15 protein-coding genes are annotated in these 19,767 nt (G+C 61.5%); 11 read left to right on the forward strand and 4 right to left on the reverse strand.

What is annotated here, in order from left to right:
* Positions 1–62: 62 nt before the first annotated feature.
* The gene (locus J3P85_RS13540; protein WP_250963814.1) at positions 63–1,040 is read left to right on the forward strand and encodes a helix-turn-helix transcriptional regulator; all 978 of its coding nucleotides are present in this window, start codon (positions 63–65) and stop codon (positions 1,038–1,040) included.
* Here J3P85_RS13540 and J3P85_RS13545 read toward each other — a convergent pair.
* A complete protein-coding gene (locus J3P85_RS13545) occupies positions 1,029–2,507 on the reverse strand; it encodes an aldehyde dehydrogenase family protein (RefSeq protein WP_434706190.1) in 1,479 nt (492 codons plus the stop codon). The genes J3P85_RS13540 and J3P85_RS13545 overlap by 12 nt on opposite strands.
* A 771-nt stretch (positions 2,508–3,278) precedes the next feature.
* On the opposite strand from J3P85_RS13545, the gene J3P85_RS13550 reads away from it, so the two are divergent.
* The 10 genes from J3P85_RS13550 (at position 3,279) to J3P85_RS13595 (ending at position 16,254) form a co-directional block, all read left to right on the forward strand.
* Entirely contained in the window at positions 3,279–4,604 is a 1,326-nt protein-coding gene (locus J3P85_RS13550) for an NAD(P)/FAD-dependent oxidoreductase (protein WP_434706191.1), read from the forward strand.
* A 371-nt stretch (positions 4,605–4,975) separates the two neighbouring features.
* Positions 4,976–5,644, forward strand: a complete 669-nt coding sequence (locus J3P85_RS13555) for a haloacid dehalogenase type II (protein ID WP_434706192.1) — start codon at positions 4,976–4,978, stop codon at positions 5,642–5,644.
* 36 nt (positions 5,645–5,680) lie between these two features.
* A complete protein-coding gene (locus J3P85_RS13560) occupies positions 5,681–6,955 on the forward strand; it encodes an NAD(P)/FAD-dependent oxidoreductase (protein ID WP_434706193.1) in 1,275 nt (424 codons plus the stop codon).
* A gap of 83 nt (positions 6,956–7,038) precedes the next feature.
* A complete protein-coding gene (locus J3P85_RS13565; protein WP_434706194.1) occupies positions 7,039–8,685 on the forward strand; it encodes an ABC transporter substrate-binding protein in 1,647 nt (548 codons plus the stop codon).
* A 40-nt stretch (positions 8,686–8,725) separates the two neighbouring features.
* Positions 8,726–9,682 (forward strand): ABC transporter permease, encoded by a 957-nt coding sequence (locus tag J3P85_RS13570; RefSeq protein WP_186728398.1) that lies wholly within the window; start codon positions 8,726–8,728, stop codon positions 9,680–9,682.
* Positions 9,679–10,554: an ABC transporter permease gene (locus J3P85_RS13575; RefSeq protein WP_434706195.1), complete on the forward strand. Its 876-nt coding sequence runs from the start codon at positions 9,679–9,681 to the stop codon at positions 10,552–10,554. Before J3P85_RS13570 ends, J3P85_RS13575 begins: the two co-directional genes overlap by 4 nt.
* 1 nt (position 10,555) lies before the next feature.
* Entirely contained in the window at positions 10,556–12,397 is a 1,842-nt protein-coding gene (locus J3P85_RS13580) for an ABC transporter ATP-binding protein (RefSeq protein ID WP_434706196.1), read from the forward strand.
* On the forward strand, positions 12,394–13,551 hold the full coding sequence (gene argE, locus J3P85_RS13585) for an acetylornithine deacetylase (protein WP_434706197.1): 1,158 nt from the start codon (positions 12,394–12,396) through the stop codon (positions 13,549–13,551). Before J3P85_RS13580 ends, argE begins: the two co-directional genes overlap by 4 nt.
* Positions 13,552–13,682: 131 nt before the next feature.
* Positions 13,683–15,140 carry an NAD-dependent succinate-semialdehyde dehydrogenase gene (locus J3P85_RS13590; protein WP_434706198.1) on the forward strand — a complete coding sequence of 486 codons (1,458 nt, stop codon included), beginning with the start codon at positions 13,683–13,685 and terminating at the stop codon, positions 15,138–15,140.
* Positions 15,141–15,174: 34 nt separating this feature from the next.
* Positions 15,175–16,254: a tartrate dehydrogenase gene (locus tag J3P85_RS13595; protein ID WP_434706199.1), complete on the forward strand. Its 1,080-nt coding sequence runs from the start codon at positions 15,175–15,177 to the stop codon at positions 16,252–16,254.
* 624 nt (positions 16,255–16,878) lie between these two features.
* Here the strand turns inward: J3P85_RS13595 and J3P85_RS13600 are convergent.
* The 3 genes from J3P85_RS13600 to J3P85_RS13610 form a co-directional block, all read right to left on the reverse strand.
* Complete coding sequence (locus J3P85_RS13600) at positions 16,879–17,583, reverse strand: cupin domain-containing protein (protein WP_434706200.1); 705 nt, start codon at positions 17,581–17,583, stop codon at positions 16,879–16,881.
* A gap of 36 nt (positions 17,584–17,619) precedes the next feature.
* Positions 17,620–18,477 (reverse strand): GNAT family N-acetyltransferase, encoded by an 858-nt coding sequence (locus J3P85_RS13605; RefSeq protein ID WP_434706201.1) that lies wholly within the window; start codon positions 18,475–18,477, stop codon positions 17,620–17,622.
* Between the two features lie 224 nt (positions 18,478–18,701).
* Positions 18,702–19,628, reverse strand: a complete 927-nt coding sequence (locus tag J3P85_RS13610) for a 2-hydroxyacid dehydrogenase (protein WP_434706202.1) — start codon at positions 19,626–19,628, stop codon at positions 18,702–18,704.
* Between the last annotated feature and the right edge of the window lie 139 nt (positions 19,629–19,767).

Genomic DNA, 19,767 nt, shown 5'->3' on the forward strand with positions numbered 1-19,767 from the left:
TGCGTAACTCTACCCCGATGTGATCTGATTCGAGCCGTATCCGGTCAACCAGGAGATTCACGATGTCAGTCGTTCAAGGAGGCGCAGGAGAGCCGATGCCGGTCTCGCGAATCATTACGGGGGAATATGGAAGCGACCTCGGACCCGGGGCGCATTGTCGGGTGACGCGCATGGCCCTGCAGGACGGACTCGACATCGTGCGCTGGCAAAGCAAGTTCGAGCAGCCAATCGAATTGCCCCTGCAGGATGACAGCGACTGCATTCATTTCAGCTTCACCAACTTGCTCAAGGGCAAGGCCGCCTGCAGTTTCCGTGACGGTCGTCGGCAGCGCCGCTATGTGATTGACGAAGGCGCGGGTTGCATCAGCTATGGCCGCCGTCGCGATGGCCTCTACCACCAGCATGGCGAGATCGACAACATCACGGTCATGATCCGGCCCGAGGTGCTGTCACAGTGGGAGTTGAAACTCGACCCGCTGCTGAACAAGGCACTGGCCTGCGATCATTGTTTCCTGGACGGCCACCGCAGTGGCGAAATGAGCGCGACCGCGCATCTGTTGTGCAAGGCCATGGACCCGAGCCCAGACTTGCCGATGGGCCAGCCCCGAAGCGGCCTCTGGCTGTATGGCCAGAGCGTCACCCTGGTCAGCCTGTTCCTGGAAGCACGCCGTAACGTGGAATGCACCTGCCGTGTCAGCCACATCGACCGCCAACGCCTGTTGCGTGCGCGCGAACGCCTGCTGGCCGACCTGGGCAAGGCCCCCAGCTTATCGGAACTGGCGCGCGAGTCGGGCATGAGCCAGCCCAAGCTCACCCGCGGGTTCCGCCAGCTGTTCTTCAACAGTGTCTACGGCGTTTTCCAGCAAGCGCGGATGATCCAGGCCCGTAGCCGCTTGTTGAACGGCGATGAGTCGGTGATGCGAATCGCGTCGGACCTCGGCTATGCCAATGCCAGCCATTTCGCCACAGCCTTTCGCAAGCAATTCGGCATCAATCCTTCGCTCCTCAAGCATGGCGGAAGAAACAAGCTATCGATCTAGGTCAGGGCCACCAAAGCCAATGATCGCCTTGGTTTCCAGATATTCCTCAAGGCCGAAGACGCCGTACTCACGACCATTGCCCGAACGCTTGTAGCCACCGAATGGCGCCATGGGATTCCAGGCCGGGTAGTTCAGGAGCACTTGCCCCGCGCGGATACGAGAAGCCACGGCGCGCGCCAGATCAAGGTCCTGTGACTGAACATGGGCGCCGAGGCCATAGATCGTATCGTTGGCGATAGCGACTGCCTCATCGATGGTTTCGTAGGCAATGATGCACAGCACCGGCCCGAAGATTTCTTCCTGGGCGATCCGCATGGCGTTATCCACCTCGGAGAAAACCGTCGGGCGGGTGTAGAAACCCTTTTCAAAACCCGGCACGCGCCCCAGTCCGCCGCACAGCAGTTTGGCGCCCTCATGCAGGCCGGCCTCGATCATGGCTTGCACGCGATTGAACTGGGCTTCATTGGCGATGGGGCCGAGTACCGTTTCCGGTGATTGCGGATCGCCGACGATGATCGCATTGGCGGTGGCGGCCGCCAGCGCTTCGACCTCCGCCAGCCGGGCCTTGGGTACGATCATCCGGGTGGGGGCGCTGCACGATTGCCCGACGTTGCGAAACGCCGCCATGACGCCCAGTGGGACGGCTTTGGCAAAGTCGGCATCGGGCAGCAGGATATTCGGGGATTTGCCGCCCAATTCCTGCCCGACCCGCTTCGCCGTCGGCGCGGCCGCCTGGGCCACCAGCGCACCTGCGCGGTTCGAGCCGGTAATGGAAATCATGTCGACACTCGGGTGTGCGGCCATCGCCGCGCCGACCACATGGCCGCTGCCGTTCACCAGGTTGAAGACGCCCGGTGGAAGGCCCGCGTCATGGACCACTTGGGCAAACAGAAGGGCGCTCAGAGGCGATAGTTCACTGGGCTTGAGCACCACCGTACAACCGGCCGCCAGCGCCGCGGCGACTTTTGCGGTGATCTGATAAAGCGGCCAGTTCCACGGCGTGATGAGGCCGCAGACGCCGATAGGTTCGCGTTGGATCGCGGTGCCGTTCTCGACGGTCTGGAAACGATACGTGGCCAGCAGGTCGCGGGCGACCCGAACGTGTTCGGCCGCCAGGGGCACTTGCATCGCCCGTGCAGAACCGATGGCGGCGCCCATTTCCAGGGAAATCGCCTGGGCAAACGCCTCTTTGCGCTCGAGGATAAGCTCATGGAGCTTGCCCAGCACCCCTGCGCGCGTCGCTGTGGAAGTGGCAGACCAATCGGCAAACGCGGCACGCGCCGCCGCGACCGCCCGATCGACATCCTCGGCAGACCCGCTGGCGACCTGTGCAACGATTTCCTCGGTTGCCGGATTGACCACCGGCAAACTGGCCGGGCTGACCGGCGCGGACCAACCGCCATTGATGTAGAACAGAGAGGCGGTTTGCGGATCAACGCTGTAGCGATTTGAAGATTGGGTAGTCATCCAGGGCGTTCCTTTCGAGCCGTATGCGAGTCTGCTCAATACGCTAACAAAGCAGCCCAGGGAAGATATGCCGTTCTTCAAGGGCGCAAAGGAGAATCTGCCGTATCTGCCTGTTTAACTGGTCATTAGCGTGTGGCGAGGGAGCTTGCTCCCGCCTGATCGTCACTTTGGAAGAGGTGTTGAATGAGTGATAGCCGACCCGGTTCTTGGTGGGACCGCGTTCCTCCTGTGGGAGCGAGCCTGCTCGCGAAGGCGGCGTGTCAGTTTGCGGTGATGTTGGGTGTGCCGGCCTCTTCGCGAGCAAGCTCGCTCCCACAGGGGTTCTGTGTTGGATATAAATTCTGGGGCCACTGAAGACCGAATGTGGGAGCGAGCTTGCTCGCGATAGCGGTGGTTCAGTCAATGAAGATGTTGGATATTCTTCCAAAAGTGACCCGCCGTCAGGGCGGAACCCTAAGTGGCCGTTACCGCAGCAACGGATATACACACGCAACCACGTCTCCAAAGGAACAAATCCAAAAGCCTCCCCGCAAAGTCTGCTGAACACATCCCACAAAACGGTGCTTTGTACCAGCCGACCTATACTTTTAACCGTTTATGCACGGTTTCTTGGTGTTGTAATAAACACCAGATTCAGCATGGCACTGATGCTTCCAGAACGGAGTAGCGGCGTGCCCTGGTCATACATCCTCAGTGCAAGCCCAATGCACCCGACCGGCCTGAAGAAGATGCTTTTTTAAACGCCCCCGGCCCTCAATGGACATCCCTAAAATGCCAGCACCGTTAATTTCCGTAGAGACGCATTCTGAACTTCCGACACACGCTGACGTAGTCGTGATCGGCGGCGGCATTATCGGGACCTTCACGGCCTATTACCTGGCCAAGCGCGGCATGAAGGTCGCGCTGGTGGAAAAAGGTCGCGTGGGGGCAGAGCAGTCGAGTCGAAACTGGGGCTGGTGCCGCCAGCAGAATCGAGACGCACGCGAGCTGCCACTGTCGACCAAAAGCCTGGATCTGTGGGAGCAATTCGCGGCAGAAACAGGGGAAGACACCGGATTCAGGAGATGTGGCCTGCTCTACCTGAGCAACAACGAGAAAGAACTGGCCGGTTGGGCAAAATGGGGTGAGTTCGCCCGTACCGTCAATGTGAAAACCCACATGCTGACGGCGGAGCAGGCCGCCGAGCATGGTCGGGTGACCGGCAAGCCATGGAAAGGCGGGGTCTTTTCACCGACCGACGGTACAGCAGATCCATCCCGTGCCGCGCCGGCTGTGGCACGGGCCATCATCAAGTTGGGCGGCACCGTGCACCAGGGCTGCGCCGCCCGTGGCCTCGAGACTGAAGGCGGACGGTTATCCGCAGTGGTCACCGAGAAGGGCACCATTCGCACCCAGCTCGCGGTGCTCGCCGGTGGTGCCTGGGCATCCTCTTTCTGCCGTCAGTACGGCATTCGCTTTCCCCAGGCGTCCATTCGTCAAACGATCCTGTCGGTGTCCAAGGGCGCCAAAGAGATACCGGATGCGCTCCACACGGATGAAATTTCCATGACCCGTCGCGCCGATGGCGGGATGACGTTGGCCATCAGTGGCAAAGGGCGTGTGGACCCGACCTTGCAGCTGCTGCGTTTCGCCCCGCAGTTCCTGCCGATGTTCCAGCGCAGGTGGCGCAAGCTGGCTCCTGGTGGCCTGGAGGGTTTCCGGTCGGGACACGAAGGCTTGGGCCGCTGGCGGTTGGACCAGCCCACGCCGATGGAGCGCATGCGAATCCTGGATCCGAAAGCAGACGCCTCGGCGGTTGAGTTGACTTACAAGCGCGCGGTAGACCTCATCCCGGTGCTGAAGGCGTCATCGATCACCGCGGCCTGGGCAGGTTATGTGGACAGCACGCCGGATGGCGTCCCCGGCATCGGCGAAATGGCGAGCCTCCCAGGCCTGGTGCTGGCGGCGGGGTTCAGTGGTCACGGCTTCGGCATCGGCCCGGGCGCGGGCCACTTGATCGCCGACATTGTCTGTGACATGACCCCACTGGTCGATCCGCGGCCCTATCACCCGGACCGCTTCCAGTCTTCAGCCTGGGGCAAGGTCGCGGAATTTTGAGGGCAACGGCTATCTGAGCCACGACACCATGAACGGGCGCCTCCTGAAAGGGATGCGCCCGTTCTCGTTTTGCAGGAGTAGCGCGGGCGTAGATTCTGCCGCACGCAGCGGTTCACGTGGATTTTCGCGCACCATTTGCGCCCGTAAATCCCTTGAAAACGGCGCAAATGCCCGCGCTTGGCGCATCCCGCACAGTCTGCTGAGCAGGCCCCGAAAAACGGTGGTTTGTGCCAAGCGACCTATACTTTTAACAGTTTATCCACGGTCTCATGATGCTGTAATAAATCCGTGATGCAGCGTTGCTCCCGAGCTTCCAGAACGGCGCAACTGCTTGCCCCTCATGACCTCTACCATCACTCAGGACTGCACTCATGAGCTTCCTTCGCCCCAAGTTCATTACCTTTGACTGCTACGGCACGTTGACCAACTTTCAGATGGGCACGATGACGCGCGAGCTGTTCGCCGATCGGGTCCCTGCCGAGCAGATGGACCAGTTCGTCAAGGATTTCTCGGCCTATCGCCTGGACCAGGTGATGGGTGACTGGCTGCCGTATGATGAAATCCTCAAGACGGCCTTGGCCCGGGTCTGCAAGCGTTGGGGCGTCGAGTACAAAGAGGAAGGTCAGCTCTACTATGATGCCGTACCGACCTGGGGCCCCCATGCCGATGTACCGGCAGGCCTGTCGAAAATCGCCGACAAGATTCCCCTGGTGATTTTCTCCAACGCGATGGACGAGCAAATCATGTCCAACGTCGACAAGCTCGGCGCGCCTTTCCATAAAGTCTTCACGGCTCAACAAGCCCAAGCCTACAAGCCGCGCCTGGCCGCCTTCGAGTACATGCTCGATAACCTTGGCTGCGGGCCGGAGGATGTCCTGCACGTGTCGTCGAGCTTCCGCTATGACCTGATGTCGGCCCACGACATGAAGATCAAAAACAAAGCGTTCGTGGCCCGCGGTCATGAGCTGCCTGGGAACGTTGGCTACAGCTACCACCAGATCCCGGATATCGGCGGATTGGCCGGTCTGGTCGGTCTCTGAGTCTCTGGGCACTCTTCAAGGCATAAGGGGTTAGACATGGGCAGTGAGTCTTATTGGCTCGATACCGCACCGACATTCACCGGTGCCCAGCTCGGTGCGTTGCCTGGGCAGGTCGACGTGGCCATCGTCGGGGGTGGTTTCACTGGCCTGGCAGCGGCCCGGGCCCTGGCCTTGAAGGGCGCCAATGTGGTGGTGCTGGAAGGCGGGCGGGTCATTGGCGAAGCCTCGGGGCGCAATGGCGGCCAATGCAATACCGGCGTTGCCCAGGACTACGCGGCACTGAGCGCCAGTCTCGGCGCCGATAAAGCTCGCGCCTATTACCAGGCCTATGAAAGCGCCGTGCAAAGCGTTGTCTCGCTGGTGGAGCAGGAGCAGATTGCCTGCGACCTCAAGCGCAATGGCAAGCTCAAGCTGGCGGCCAAGCCCCTGCATTACGAAGGCTTGGCGCGCACCTGCGAATTGATCCGGCGGGAGGTCGATGCCGAGGTCGAGTTGCTGTCTGCCCAGGAGACCCGCGCTGAAGTCAATTCGGCCCAGTTCCATGGCGGCTTGCTGCAACGCAACGGCGTGCAGATGCATGTCGGGCGCTTCGGGGTCGGGTTGGCCGAAGCCGCAGCCCGTCACGGCGCGTTGATCTTCCAGGGCGTGTCCGTCACGGACTGGAAAGCCAGTGCCGGCGGCTATCGGGTCAATACCACCAAGGGTTCGCTCCAGGCCACGCAGGTCCTGCTGGCCACTGGCACCTCTCAGCAGGGTGGGTTGGGCTGGTATCGGCGGCGGATCGTGCCCGTGGGCAGTTTCGTGATCGCCACCGAAGTGTTGCCCCAGGCGCTGATCGACAACTTGCTGCCGGCCCATCGCTCCTATGTCACCAGCCGCATGATCGGCAACTACTTTCGCCTGACGCCGGACAACCGCCTGCTGTTTGGTGGGCGTGCGCGGTTCGCCATGTCTGACAGCGTGTCGGATGCCAAGAGCGGCAAAGTCCTGCACGCGGCGATGGTGCAGATGTTCCCGCAGTTGGCTCACGTGAAGGTCGATTATTGCTGGGGTGGACTGGTGGACATGACGTCCGACCGACTGCCCCGGGCCGGCCAGCACGGTGGCATCTATCACTCCATGGGCTACAGCGGCCATGGTGTGCAGATGTCGGTGCACATGGGCCAGGTCATGGCCGACGTCATGGCCGGCAAGGTCGAGGCCAACCCTTGGCGCGAACTCGACTGGCCAGCCATCCCCGGACATTTTGGCAAGCCCTGGTTCCTGCCTCTGGTCGGTGCGTATTACCGCCTTCAAGACTATTTGCACTGAGTTGCGGGGGACGCTTCACGTTTCAACACATTGCGTTAATCGCGAGCCATCGAGCCTTATCACTTCCGAAAGGTAGAACTGACATGACTGACAAAAAAAACAGTATCGACACCCAGCTGATAACAGGTACGGAAAGTCTGCGCATCTTCGAAGGGCTCAATCGCGGCATGTCACGCCGCAATGCTTTGCAAATGCTCGGCTTGGCCGGCGTGACGGTGGCGGGCGCGGGTAGCCTGTTCGGCGTCGCCGGCAAGTTGTTCGCCGATGAGCAGGCCGCAACCCCTGGCAAAGGCAAGCCTGGCGGTCGCATCCGTGTCGCAGGCTCGACCAGTTCCACCGCCGACACCCTGGACCCGGCCAAAGGTTCGTCGTCCACCGATTATGTGCGCCACTACATGTTCTATAACGGGCTGACGCGTTTCGACAGCCACATGGTGCCGCAACTGGAACTGGCCGAGCGTATCGAAACCACCGACGCCACGCTCTGGGTGATCAGCCTGCGCAAGGAAGTGACCTTCCACAATGGCAAGGCACTGACCGCCGCCGACGTGGTGTTTTCGCTGTTGCGGCACAAGGACCCGATCACCGGCTCCAAGGTCTTGCCGCTGGCGTCGCAGTTCGCTGACGTCAAAGCCGTCGGCCCCCATGAAGTGCAGATCCAGTTGACCGGCCCCAACGCTGAATTGCCGTCGGTGCTTGCCGTTTCTCACATGCTGATCATTCCCGAAGGCACCAGCGATTTCAGCCAGGGCATCGGGACCGGTCCGTTCAAGGTCAAGGAGTTCAAGCCGGGGGTGCGTTCCATTGGCGTGCGCAATACCAATTACTGGAAACCCGGCTTGCCGTACCTGGACGAAATCGAATTCATCGGCATTGCCGACGAATCCTCGCGGATCAACGCCCTGTTGTCGGGGGACGTGCACATCGTCAACGAGGTCAACCCGCGTTCGACCACTCGCATCAAGGACAGTGCCAAGCACCGGGTCATTGACTCGCCGTCGGGCAACTACACTGACTTGATCATCCGTCAGGACCAGATGCCTGGCAAAAGTCCGGAATTTACCCAGGCCATGAAGCTGCTGCTGGATCGGGAACAGATCAAGTCGGCGATCTTCCGGGGTTACGCCAGGGTCGGCAACGATCATCCGATCGCGCCTGGTGCACGCTTCTACAATGCCGAGTTGCCACAACGGGCCTACGATCCGGAACAGGCCAAGTTCCTGCTCAAGAAGGCCGGCATGGCAGACATCAGCATGCCGCTGATGTGCTCGCCAGCGGCGACCGGCTCGGTGGACGTCGCGGTGTTGCTGCAGCAGTCCGCCAAGGAGGCCGGGCTCAAGCTCAACGTCAACCGCCTGCCGAGCGATGGCTACTGGTCCAACCACTGGGCCAAGCACCCGCTGAGCTTTGGCAACATCAACCCACGGCCGAATGCCGACATGCTGTTTTCGCAGTTCTTCCAGTCGAGTGCACCGTGGAACGAATCCGGTTGGAAAAACGAACAGTTCGACCAGTTGTTGATCCAGGCCCGCGGTGAAACCGACGAGGCCAAGCGCGGCAAGATGTACGGCGACATGCAAGTGCTGGTGCATGAGCACTGCGGTATTGGCGTACCGGTGTTCATCAGCAACATCGATGGCGCCGACCAGCGAGTCAAGGGCTACGGCGCCAACCCCCTGGGCGGTTTCATGGGCTACATGTTTGCCGAGCAAGTCTGGCTGGACGCCTGATGAACGTCGGGTTTGGGCCATATTGCATGAGGGTCGGATGATGAACAGCAACACACTCTGGTTGATTGGCCGCCGCCTGGGGGCGGCGGTCGTGACCTTGTTGATTGTCTCCATGGTGGTATTCGCCATCACGGCGGTACTGCCGGGAGACGCGGCGCAACAGGCGCTGGGGCAGTTCGCCACGCCGGAACAAGTGGCGGCCCTGCGGACGAAAATGGGTTTGGACCAGCCCGGTGTGTTGCGATACCTGCACTGGCTGACCAGCCTGCTCAGCGGTGACCTGGGCATGTCGATGTCCAACGCCATGCCGGTCATCGACCTGATGGCCGGCCGGGTCCCCAACACGTTGATGCTGGCGGCTGCCACCGCGTTGGTGTCGGTGCCCGTGGCCTTGGCCCTGGGCATCGGTTCCGCCATGGGCCGGGGCGGGCGCATCGACAGCTTCCTGAGTTTTTTCACCTTGACCATGGTGGCAGTGCCGGAATTCCTGGTCGCCACCTTGGCGGTGTTGATCTTCGCGGTGAACCTGGGCTGGTTGTCGGCGCTGTCCTACGCCAGTGACATCACCTCACCCTGGCAATTCATGCGCACCTACGCATTGCCGGTCATGACGCTGTGCTGCGTGATTGTCGCGCAAATGTCGCGCATGACCCGGGCCGCAGTGATCGATCAGCTCGACAGCCCTTACGTGGAGATGGCCCGTCTCAAGGGTGTGAGCAATATTCGGATCGTGCTTCGGCACGCCTTGCCCAACGCCATCGGTCCCATCGCCAATGCCATCGCCCTGAGCCTGTCCTACTTGTTGGGCGGGGTGGTGATCGTCGAAACGATCTTCAACTACCCCGGCATCGCCAGCCTGATGGTCGATGCCGTGACCAACCGCGACATGGCCCTGGTCCAGGCCTGCACCATGTTGTTTTGTACGGCGTACCTGGCGTTGGTGTTGATTGCCGACCTGTGCGCGATTCTTTCCAACCCGAGGCTGAGAAACCAATGAACAACCTCATTGTGAAGTCCCCGACGGCGGCCGTTGCGCTGGGGTTGGGCAAAGACGCCCACGCCAAGTCCTGGCTGGGCCTGGTTGGTGCTGCGATGTGTGTGATCTGGTTGCTGGTGGCCATCTTCGGCCCGTGGCTGGCGCCACATCCGGTGGGGGAGGTGGTCTCCGACAACGTGTTCGACAGCCTCAGCGCCACGTACCCGTTAGGCACCGATTACCTGGGCCGCGACATGCTCAGCCGGATCCTCGTCGGCGCGCGCTTCACCGTCGGCCTGGCGTTGGTGGCCGCAGTGTTGTCCAGCACCCTGGGAACCAGTCTGGCGCTGTTGTCGGTGGTGTCGCCCAAGTGGCTGGATGAGTTGGTCAGTCGCCTGATGGACGCGTTCATTTCGATCCCCAGCAAGATGCTCGCGCTGATCATGGTTTCGGCCTTCGGCTCTTCGGTCACCTTGCTGATCTGCACGGCGGTGTTGAGCTACACCCCCGGCGCCTTCCGCATCGCCCGCAGCATGGCGGTGAATATCGAGGCCCTGGAATACGTGCAAGTGGCCCGTACCCGGGGCGAGCGCCGGCTGTACATCGCTTGCGTGGAAATCCTGCCGAACATCCTCAACCCGGTGCTGGCGGACCTGGGCCTGCGCTTCGGTTTCATCGTGCTGCTGCTCAGTGGCATGAGTTTCCTCGGGCTGGGCGTGCAACCGCCGGATGCCGACCTGGGCTCGCTGGTGCGCGAGAACATCGGTGGGCTCAATCAAGGGGCACCGGCCATCGTGATTCCAGCATTGGCCATCGGCACCCTGACCATCGGCGTGAATCTGTTCATCGACCGGTTGTCGTCGCGACGTAGCCGACGTTCGGGAGGTCATTGAAATGAGCGAGTTGATTCGAGTACAGGACCTGCGCGTGGTCGCCTGTGGCGAGCGTGGTGAGGTGGACATCGTCAAGGGCGTCAGCTTCTCCTTGGAAAAAGGCGAAGTGTTGGCGTTGATCGGCGAGTCCGGTTCCGGCAAGACCACCATCGCCCTGGCGCTGCTCGGTTATGCCCGGCGCGGGTGTCGGCTGGCGGGCGGCGTCGTGCAAATCGGCGAGCATGACATGCTGGCGTTGGGCGAAAGCCAGTTGCAGAAGTTGCGCGGCAATCGGGTGTCCTATATCGCCCAGAGCGCCGCAGCAGCGTTCAACCCGGCGAAAAAACTCATCGACCAAGTGGTGGAAGGCGCCCTGATTCATGGCCTGGGTAGTAGCGCGGAGCTTGAGGCCAAGGCCATCGAATTGTTCCGCGACCTGGCCTTGCCAGACCCTGAACGCATCGGCCAGCGCTATCCCCACCAGGTGTCCGGCGGGCAACTGCAACGGGTGATGGCGGCCATGGCGCTGATCAGCGATCCGTTGCTGGTGGTGCTCGACGAGCCGACCACGGCCCTGGACGTGACGACCCAGATCGATGTACTGCGGGCCTTCAAACGAGTGGTGCGTGAACGGGGGGCCACGGCCGTCTACGTGTCCCACGACCTCGCGGTGGTGGCGCAGATGGCTGACCAGATCGTCGTGCTCAATGGCGGCGAAATCTTCGAACACAGCGCCACGGCCCCTTTGCTCAAGGGCCCGGCCCACGAATACACTCGCAGCTTGTTGGCGGCGGCGCGGCCGGACACGACGATCCGTCCGCCGAGCGACATCGCCCAGGACACGCCACTGCTGACCATCCAGGGGCTGACCGCCGGCTACGGCAACAAGAATGCCCAGGGCATGCCAGCCATTCGCGTATTGGAAGACATCGACCTGACGGTTCGCCGAGGCCAGGCCATTGGCGTCATTGGCGAGTCAGGCTCTGGCAAATCGACCCTGGCGCGGGTCGTGGCCGGGTTGTTGGTGCCGGCCCTGGGCGGATTGACCTTCGATGGTCAACCCTTGGGTGGCAGCTTGTCGTCGCGCACGAATGAGCAGTTCCGACGTATTCAAATGGTCTTCCAGAATGCCGACACTGCCCTCAACCCGATGCACAGCGTCAGCACGATCCTGAGCCGTCCGCTGAAGATGTACTTCGGCCTCAAGGGCGCGGCGTTGCGCGAGCGTATCGGCGAATTGCTGGACCTGGTGCGTTTGCCGCGCACGATGGCGGACCGACGCCCGAACGAACTGTCCGGCGGCCAGAAGCAGCGGGTCAACCTGGCCCGGGCCTTGGCGGCCAAGCCGGACCTGATCCTCTGCGACGAAGTGACGTCGGCGCTGGATACCGTGGTCGGCGCGGCGATTCTCGAACTGCTGCGCGATCTGCGCCAGCAACTGGGGGTCTCCTATCTGTTCATCAGCCACGACATCTCCACCGTACGCGCCTTGTGCGACGACATCGTGGTGATGTACAGCGGGCACAAGATCCAGGCTGGAACTCGCCAATCCTATGCCGAAGCACCGTTCCATCCGTATACCGATCTGCTGATCCATTCCGTACCGGAACTGCGCCAGGGCTGGCTGGAAACCTGCGGGGCTACGACGTGCCAGACGCTGCCGCCCGTTGGCCCGAAAGCCAACGTGCCCGGGCTGTGTACCTTCCTCAGTCGCTGCCCGGTACGGGTAGACGGGCTGTGCAATTGCGTCGCGCCGGAGCGGCGGATGATTGTCGGCGGCAGTGAAATCCTATGCCATCACGACAGCGCCGAACTGATGAAAACCCAGCAATCGAACAATCTGACCGTGGCGGCGTACGCATGAAACCCCGTGTATTGGAGATTCTCAAACGGCTGATGGCCTTCGATACCGTCTCTTCGGAGTCGAACATGGCCCTGATCGAGTATGTGCGCGATCTGCTGCTGACCAAGGGCATCGAGTCACTGATTGTCCAGGATGAAAGCGGCAAGAAAGCCAACCTGTTTGCCAGCACCGGACCACGGGACGTGCCGGGGATCCTCCTGTCCGGGCATACCGACGTGGTGCCGGCGGCGGGGCAGGCCTGGACTTTCCCTGCGTTCGAGGCGACGGTACGGGACGGACGGATCTACGGCCGCGGCAGTTGCGACATGAAGGGCTTTATCGCACTGGCCATCGACGCCATGCTCGATGCCAGCGAGCAGCCATTGAGCCGGCCATTGCAACTGGCGCTGTCCCATGATGAAGAGATCGGGTGCGTAGGGGTGCGTCGTTTGCTCGATGTGCTGCACCTGGCACCGGTGCGGCCGTTTCTGTGCGTCATCGGCGAGCCAACCAACATGCAGTTCGTGCTTGGGCACAAGGGCAAGGGCTCTTATCGCACCTATTGCCGTGGCCTGGAGGCGCACTCATCGCTGGCGCCGCGCTCGGTCAATGCGATTCACGTGGCCTGCGATTTCATCGCCGCGCTGCGCCAGAGCCAGCAGGAGTTGCAAGAACAGGGCGCCCGGGATACCGATTACGACGTGCCCTACAGCACGGTTCATGTTGGACAGATCGTCGGCGGCAAGGCACTGAACATCGTGCCTAACCTATGCACCTTGGACTTTGAAGTGCGTAACCTGCCGGCGGACGACCTGGACCGCTTCCTGGAACAGATGCGCGAGCGGGCCGAAACGATCGTGGACGAAGCCAAGAAGCTTTCCAGCGTGGCCGCCATCGAAATCGAGACCTTGAATGTCTACCCGGGCCTCGATACCCATCCGAGCGTCGAAGCGGTGAGTTTCCTGAAAAACTTTGCTGCCCCGGATACCGGCACCGCCAAAGTCTCGTTCGGCACCGAGGGCGGGTTGTTCAAACAACGCCTGGACGTGCCGGTGGTGGTCTGCGGCCCGGGCTCGATAGAACAGGCGCACAAGCCTGACGAGTTCATCGAGATCAGCCAGATGCAAGCTGGCGAGCATTTTCTGCAAGGTCTGCTGGGCTCAATCCGCCTTTGAACCCTTCGCGGTAAAGCCTGCCGTCGAATGCTGATTTTCAGCATTCGACGGCTGTAGGAACAGCGTTTTCAGCATCCTCGTCCAGGGCGAAACAATAGACTGAAGCCTGTCTCAAAACAGGACTCGACATCATGCTCAAGAATCGCCTGAACGACCCCAGCCTGCTGGTAGAACTCGCTTACATCGACGGTCAATGGGTCGGCGCCGACAACGCCGAGACCCTGGACGTCATCAACCCGGCCACCGGCGAAGTGCTCGCCAAGGTGCCGGCAATACAAGGCAGCGAAACCCGGCGCGCCGTCGAAGCCGCCGACCGTGCCTGGCCGGCCTGGCGTGCACGTCCGGCAGCAGAACGGGCAGCGCTGCTGGATCGTTGGTATCAGGCCATGATCGACAACCTCGACGACCTGGCGTTGATCCTGACCTGCGAACAGGGCAAGCCACTGGCGGAAGCCCAGGGCGAGATTCGCTACGGTGCCAGCTTCGTCAAATGGTTTGCCGAAGAAGCCCGGCGGGTGTACGGCGAAACCATCCAGGCCCCCAGCGGTGACCGCCGCTTGCTGACCCTCAAGCAACCGGTCGGCGTTTGCGCCGCGATCACCCCGTGGAACTTCCCCAACGCGATGATCACCCGCAAATGCGCGCCGGCCCTGGCCGCCGGCTGCACGATCGTGGTCAAGCCCTCGGACCTGACCCCGCTGTCGGCCCTGGCCCTGGCCGTACTGGCCGAGCGGGTCGGCATTCCCGCCGGGGTGTTCAATGTCGTCACTGGCATGCCTGTCGGCATTGGTGAAGAGCTGACCGGCAACCCAACGGTGCGCAAGCTTTCCTTTACCGGATCCACCGCGGTCGGTCGGCTGCTGATGCGCCAGAGTTCGGAACACATCAAGCGCTTGAGCCTGGAGCTGGGGGGTAACGCGCCGTTCATCGTGTTCGACGACGCCGACCTGGAACAGGCGGTGACCGGCATCATGCTCAGCAAATTCCGCAACGCGGGACAGACCTGCGTCTGCGCCAACCGAATCCTGGTGCAGGACGGGATCTACGAGCGCTTCGCCCAGCGCCTGGTGGAGGAGGTGGGCAAACTCAAGGTCGGTGACGGCCTGAAGGACGGCGTAAACATAGGCCCACTGATCAACGCGGCGGCGGTCAGCAAGGTCGCTCGACACATCGACGAGGCGTTGAGCCAGGGCGCGCGTCTACTCTGTGGTGAGATTCCCCAGGGCGACAGCCAGTTCGTCCAGCCGACGGTGCTCGGCGAAACCCATGCCGGGATGCTGCTGGCCAACGAAGAAACCTTCGGCCCAGTGGCACCGCTGATGCGCTTCAGCACTGAAGAAGAGGCCCTGGCCTCGGCCAACGCAACGCCTTATGGCTTGGCCGCGTATTTCTTCACCCAGGACCTGCGCCGTTCATGGCGGTTCGGCGAGGCGTTGGAGTTCGGCATGATCGGTCTCAATACCGGGCTCATTTCCATGGATGTCGCGCCCTTTGGTGGGATCAAGCAATCGGGCCTGGGGCGTGAAGGCAGCAAGTACGGCCTGGACGAATTCCTTGAAGTCAAAGCCTTCCATATGGGTGGGTTGTGATCCGATCAGCGTTTGAAGAGAGGAGGCACGGTTGATGAGCAAACCATTCAGAATCGCCGCGATTGCCGGTGACGGCATTGGCAAGGAAGTCTTGCCGCAAGGGCTGCGGGTATTGGAGCAGGCCGCGAAGAAATGGCAATTGGATTTGAGCATCGAAGTGCTCGACTGGGCCAACTGCGATTATTACCTGGCGCACGGGCAGATGATGCCCGACGACTGGTTCGAGCAGCTCAAGGACTTCGACGCGATCTACTTTGGCGCCGTGGGCTGGCCGGACAAGGTGCCGGATCATATTTCCCTGTGGGGTTCGCTGTTGAAGTTTCGTCGGGACTTCGACCAGTACGTGAATATCCGTCCGGTGCGGTTGTTTCCCGGTGTGCCGTGCCCGTTGGCAGGGCGCGAAGCCGGGGACATCGATTTCGTGGTGATTCGCGAAAACACCGAGGGCGAGTATTCCTCGATTGGCGGCAAAATGTTCGAAGGCACCGAGCACGAGTTCGTGCTGCAGGAGTCGGTGTTCACCCGCCGTGGCGTGGACCGGATTCTCAAGTTCGCCTTCGACCTGGCCCAGACCCGGCCGCGCAAGCGCCTGACCGCGGCGACCAAGTCCAACGGCATTTCCATCAGCATGCCGTACTGGGACGAACGCACGGCCCTCATGGCACAGCAGTACCCGGACGTCACCTGGGACAAGCAACACATCGACATTCTGTGCGCGCGCTTCGTGCTTCAGCCTGATCGTTTCGATGTGGTCGTGGCCTCGAACCTGTTCGGCGACATCCTGTCCGACCTCGGGCCGGCCTGCGCCGGCACCATCGGCATCGCCCCGTCGGCCAATCTCGACCCGGAGCGACGTTTTCCCTCGCTGTTTGAACCGGTTCATGGTTCGGCGCCGGATATCTATGGGCGGAACATTGCTAATCCGATTGCAATGATCTGGTCTGGGGCCTTGATGCTGGATTTCCTTGGCAATGGCGATGAGCGTTATCGTGCGGCTCATGATGGGATTCTCAAGGCTATCGAACAGGTTATTGCCGAGGGGCCGATTACGCCTGATCTGGGCGGGCAGGGTTCTACCCAGGAGGTTGGTCTGGCTGTGGCGATGGCGCTTTGATTGGCTTGCCCGCGATGAGGCCGGCAAGTCCGACATCCATGTGACTGAACCACCGCCATCGCGAGCAAGCTCGCTCCCACAGGGGGGGCTGTGGTGTACACGAAATTTGTGTACGTCACCGGTCTCTGTGGGAGCCGGGCTTGCCCGCGATGAGGCCAGCAGGCCCAGCATCCATGTGACTGAACCACCGCCATCGCGAGCAAGCTCGCTCCCACACTGGATTTTCGGCAGACACTTAACACATATGCGCCCAGTTTCCCTGTGGGAGCGAGCCTGCTCGCGAAGGGGCCGGCACCTTCAACATTTTCATTGAATGAGCCATCGCCATCGCGAGCAGGCTCGCTCCCACATGCAATCTCCAGTGAACACAAAACTCATGTCCAATACAGAGCCCCTGTGGGAGCGAGCTTGCTCGCGATGAGGCCAGTCAGCCCAGCATCCATGCGACTGAACCACCGTTATCGCGAGCAAGCTTTGCTCCCACGGATCTGATGGGTATACGACTGGGAGAGCCAGGTCAGCTTTAAGGCCGCCTGACCTCAGCACCGAGTGGTGGGGCAGGAGCGCTTTGGTTACTTTCGACTGGGAACGGATATTCACACCAAGAAAAGCTACACCAGGCGATCACTTGCAAACATAGAACTTGCGCACATAGACACTGCTCTTCCACGCGCAGGGAGCGCCTCGCGGTACGAACACTGTATCGCCCGTGTTGACCGCCAGTTGGGTCCCATCGACTTGGAGAGTGATGCTGCCTTCGACCAGGTACATCAACTCATGCATCGTATGTGGCCGCGCCCTACGGACATAAGGTGTCGAATCCCAAATGCCGATGCGCAGGTTGGTCGCGTCCTCCACGAACAAGTTGTTCGAGCGACATTGCGGTGTCGGGCTTAGCAAAAACTCCTCAGGCGGTGGCGTCGAAGGGGAGAGCAGGGTGTGCGGGGGCAAAGCGGTCAGCCCGACATTACCCACTTCAACAGGCTGGATATCGGCACAGAACGCCCAGAGCGAACCAGGTTGCGCCTCGATCCGAACCGAAGTACCGCGGGCAATCACGGCGCTGTCACCCGGGTTGAGTTGGAGCGAGTGATCCTGGCTCTGCAGGGTGACGTGCCCCGCGTGGACCACGATCGTTTCACTGTAGGGGTATTCATCAACGCTGAATTGCCCGCTCGCCTGGACGATGCCGGCAGCCATGTCATCCGTCCCGATATAAGCGATCCGCCGGTCAAAAGGATCGTTGGCTCCCAATGAGCCGGTGGTGAATGCGGTTGACGCAGGAGTGCCGTTGGCATGGGCCAACAGCATGGCAGTGGGTTCTAGCATGAGGGTGTTTCTCCGGGAGTGGACGGTATAGGGGGATCAGCCGATGGCCTGGGTCACCAGCGCAAATTGGTACACGCCGCCGCTGGCCTGGGGCGGGGTCCCGCGGGCCATTTGGGCGACGGTGTCGACTTGCTTCAGCCCGGCTGTTTCCAGCCACGGACCGAGGCCGCTGTCGGGCGGTACATCCATGCGCACAAAAGCATCCGGTACTTGCGCCAATAACACTGCGATCAAGGACCTGGCCTGCTCTGGATTTTCTGCCACGACCGGGCCGATGTAACGACCGCGGCCGAAGGGACGCAGAATGGCGAATCCGCGCAGTTGTCCATCGCGCTCGATGCCGACGATGTCGTCGACACTGTCGAACAGATCGTTGAGCACGGCATGCCTGTCCAGGCCGCTGCCGGCATTGGCGAGTTCGATCACCTCGTTTCGATCGGTGTCGGTCAGGCGGCGCAGGCGCTCACCGGATGGCAGGTCCGTGGGGGCAGGGGGCAATACGTTGCCCTGATGCTGCTGGATATGCCCAAAGTCAACGAATCCCTGGCTGGCATAAAGGGGCGCGCCGGCCAGCGTCGCATTGAGCACGGCGGTCCGCGAACCGCACGCTTCGAGCGCCAGCTCCATCAATCTGCGCCCGATGCCCTGGCCCTGGTACTCATCGCTGACGATCACCAGGCCAATCGTGGCGTAATCACCCTGCGGGCAGGTGAACGCGGTACCGATCAAACGCCCTTCGTCCTCTACGACAAAGCCTTGGGAGGTACGCTGCAGCATGGCCCAGTCTTCCAAACGGTGGGGCCATTTCAACTGCACGGACAAGGCATGGGCCGCCGCCACATCGGCAGCGGTCATGGGGCGATAGGCATAGACAGGGCGTTGCGAGTTGGACATGACAGATCTCCATGGACAAGGGAGCGTGACCGGTCGGATTTCTCCGCTGAAAGTATGGGTATCTCACCTGCCGCCAGGCCTGACAAGAGGCCGGCATCGATTCGGTAGATTGCATAAGTTGCGGCTTCACGCGCCGCAGTTATTGCTCAAATCCGCAGCCGGCCCAGCAGCAAATATCAGTGGTTTTTTCGTCGGTGCTTATGCAGGCGCATGGGCTGCGCGGGTCAATAACGTCGCTGACGGTCAATCTGGCCGAGCATCGATTCGCCGCGTTGATGCCGACGGATATTTTCCAGCAGCACGCCAAAGGCACTTTCGGGTTGGGTCATCGCCGCGATATGCGGCGTCAGCAATATCTGAGGATGTTGCCAGAACGGGTGATCCGGTGCGGCCGGCTCCTGTTGCAAGACGTCGAGCACCGCGGCACTGAGCTGGCCGCTGGCCAACGCCTCGAGCAGGTCCTCTTCTACCAGGTGCCCACCCCGGCCCATGTTGACCAGGGCTGCGCCCTTGGGCAGGTGTTGGAACAATCGACGGTTGAGAATCCCTTGGGTCTGCTCGGTCAATGGCAAGACACAGATCACGATGTCGCATTGGCCGAGGAACGCCGGGAGTTGTTCGTCACCGGCAAAGCAATCCACGCCAACGATAGTGTGTTCGCTGCGAGCCCAGCCGGATAAGGCGAAACCAAAGGTCTTCAAGGTGGCCAGGATCTGCTGGGCCTGCATGCCAAGCCCCATGACACCGACCCGACGCTGGGCCGCCGGTTGCAGCAAGTGCGCCTGCCAGCACCGGGCGAGCTGTTGCTGGCGATAACGGAGCATATCCCGGTGCAGGCTGAGCACGGCGAAACTGGCGTATTCGCACATGCCCCGGGTGATGCCGGGGTCGAGCAGACGCACCACCGGCAAGGACATCGGCAGGCGATCAAGGTCAAGCTGGTCGACCCCGGCCGACAACGCAAACAGCACTTCCAGGTTCGGCAACAATGCTTCGAGGTCGTCCGGCGCCTGCCAAGCGGCGAGGTAGCGAATGTCCTTCGGATCGCCGATCTCCGGCCAGGCACGCCATTCGATATCCGGCGCGTGCTCGGCGAACAGACGTTTCCATTGTTCGCCGCGTACCGGGTCGGCTTTATAAAGCAGGGCCATGGGTCACTTCTCGTAAAGGATAGGGAACATCCAGCATGCCCGAGTGGTAAAGCAGGATGTATCAAAAGAGCCTGCGTAATCCGGCGACACTGCGTTGTATGGGGCGTTTGCCGGCAGATTCCATGGGGCTGGAGGCGGC

This window comes from Pseudomonas sp. Z1-12, assembly GCF_051132015.1.
GTDB classification, from domain to species: domain Bacteria; phylum Pseudomonadota; class Gammaproteobacteria; order Pseudomonadales; family Pseudomonadaceae; genus Aquipseudomonas; species Aquipseudomonas zanjanensis.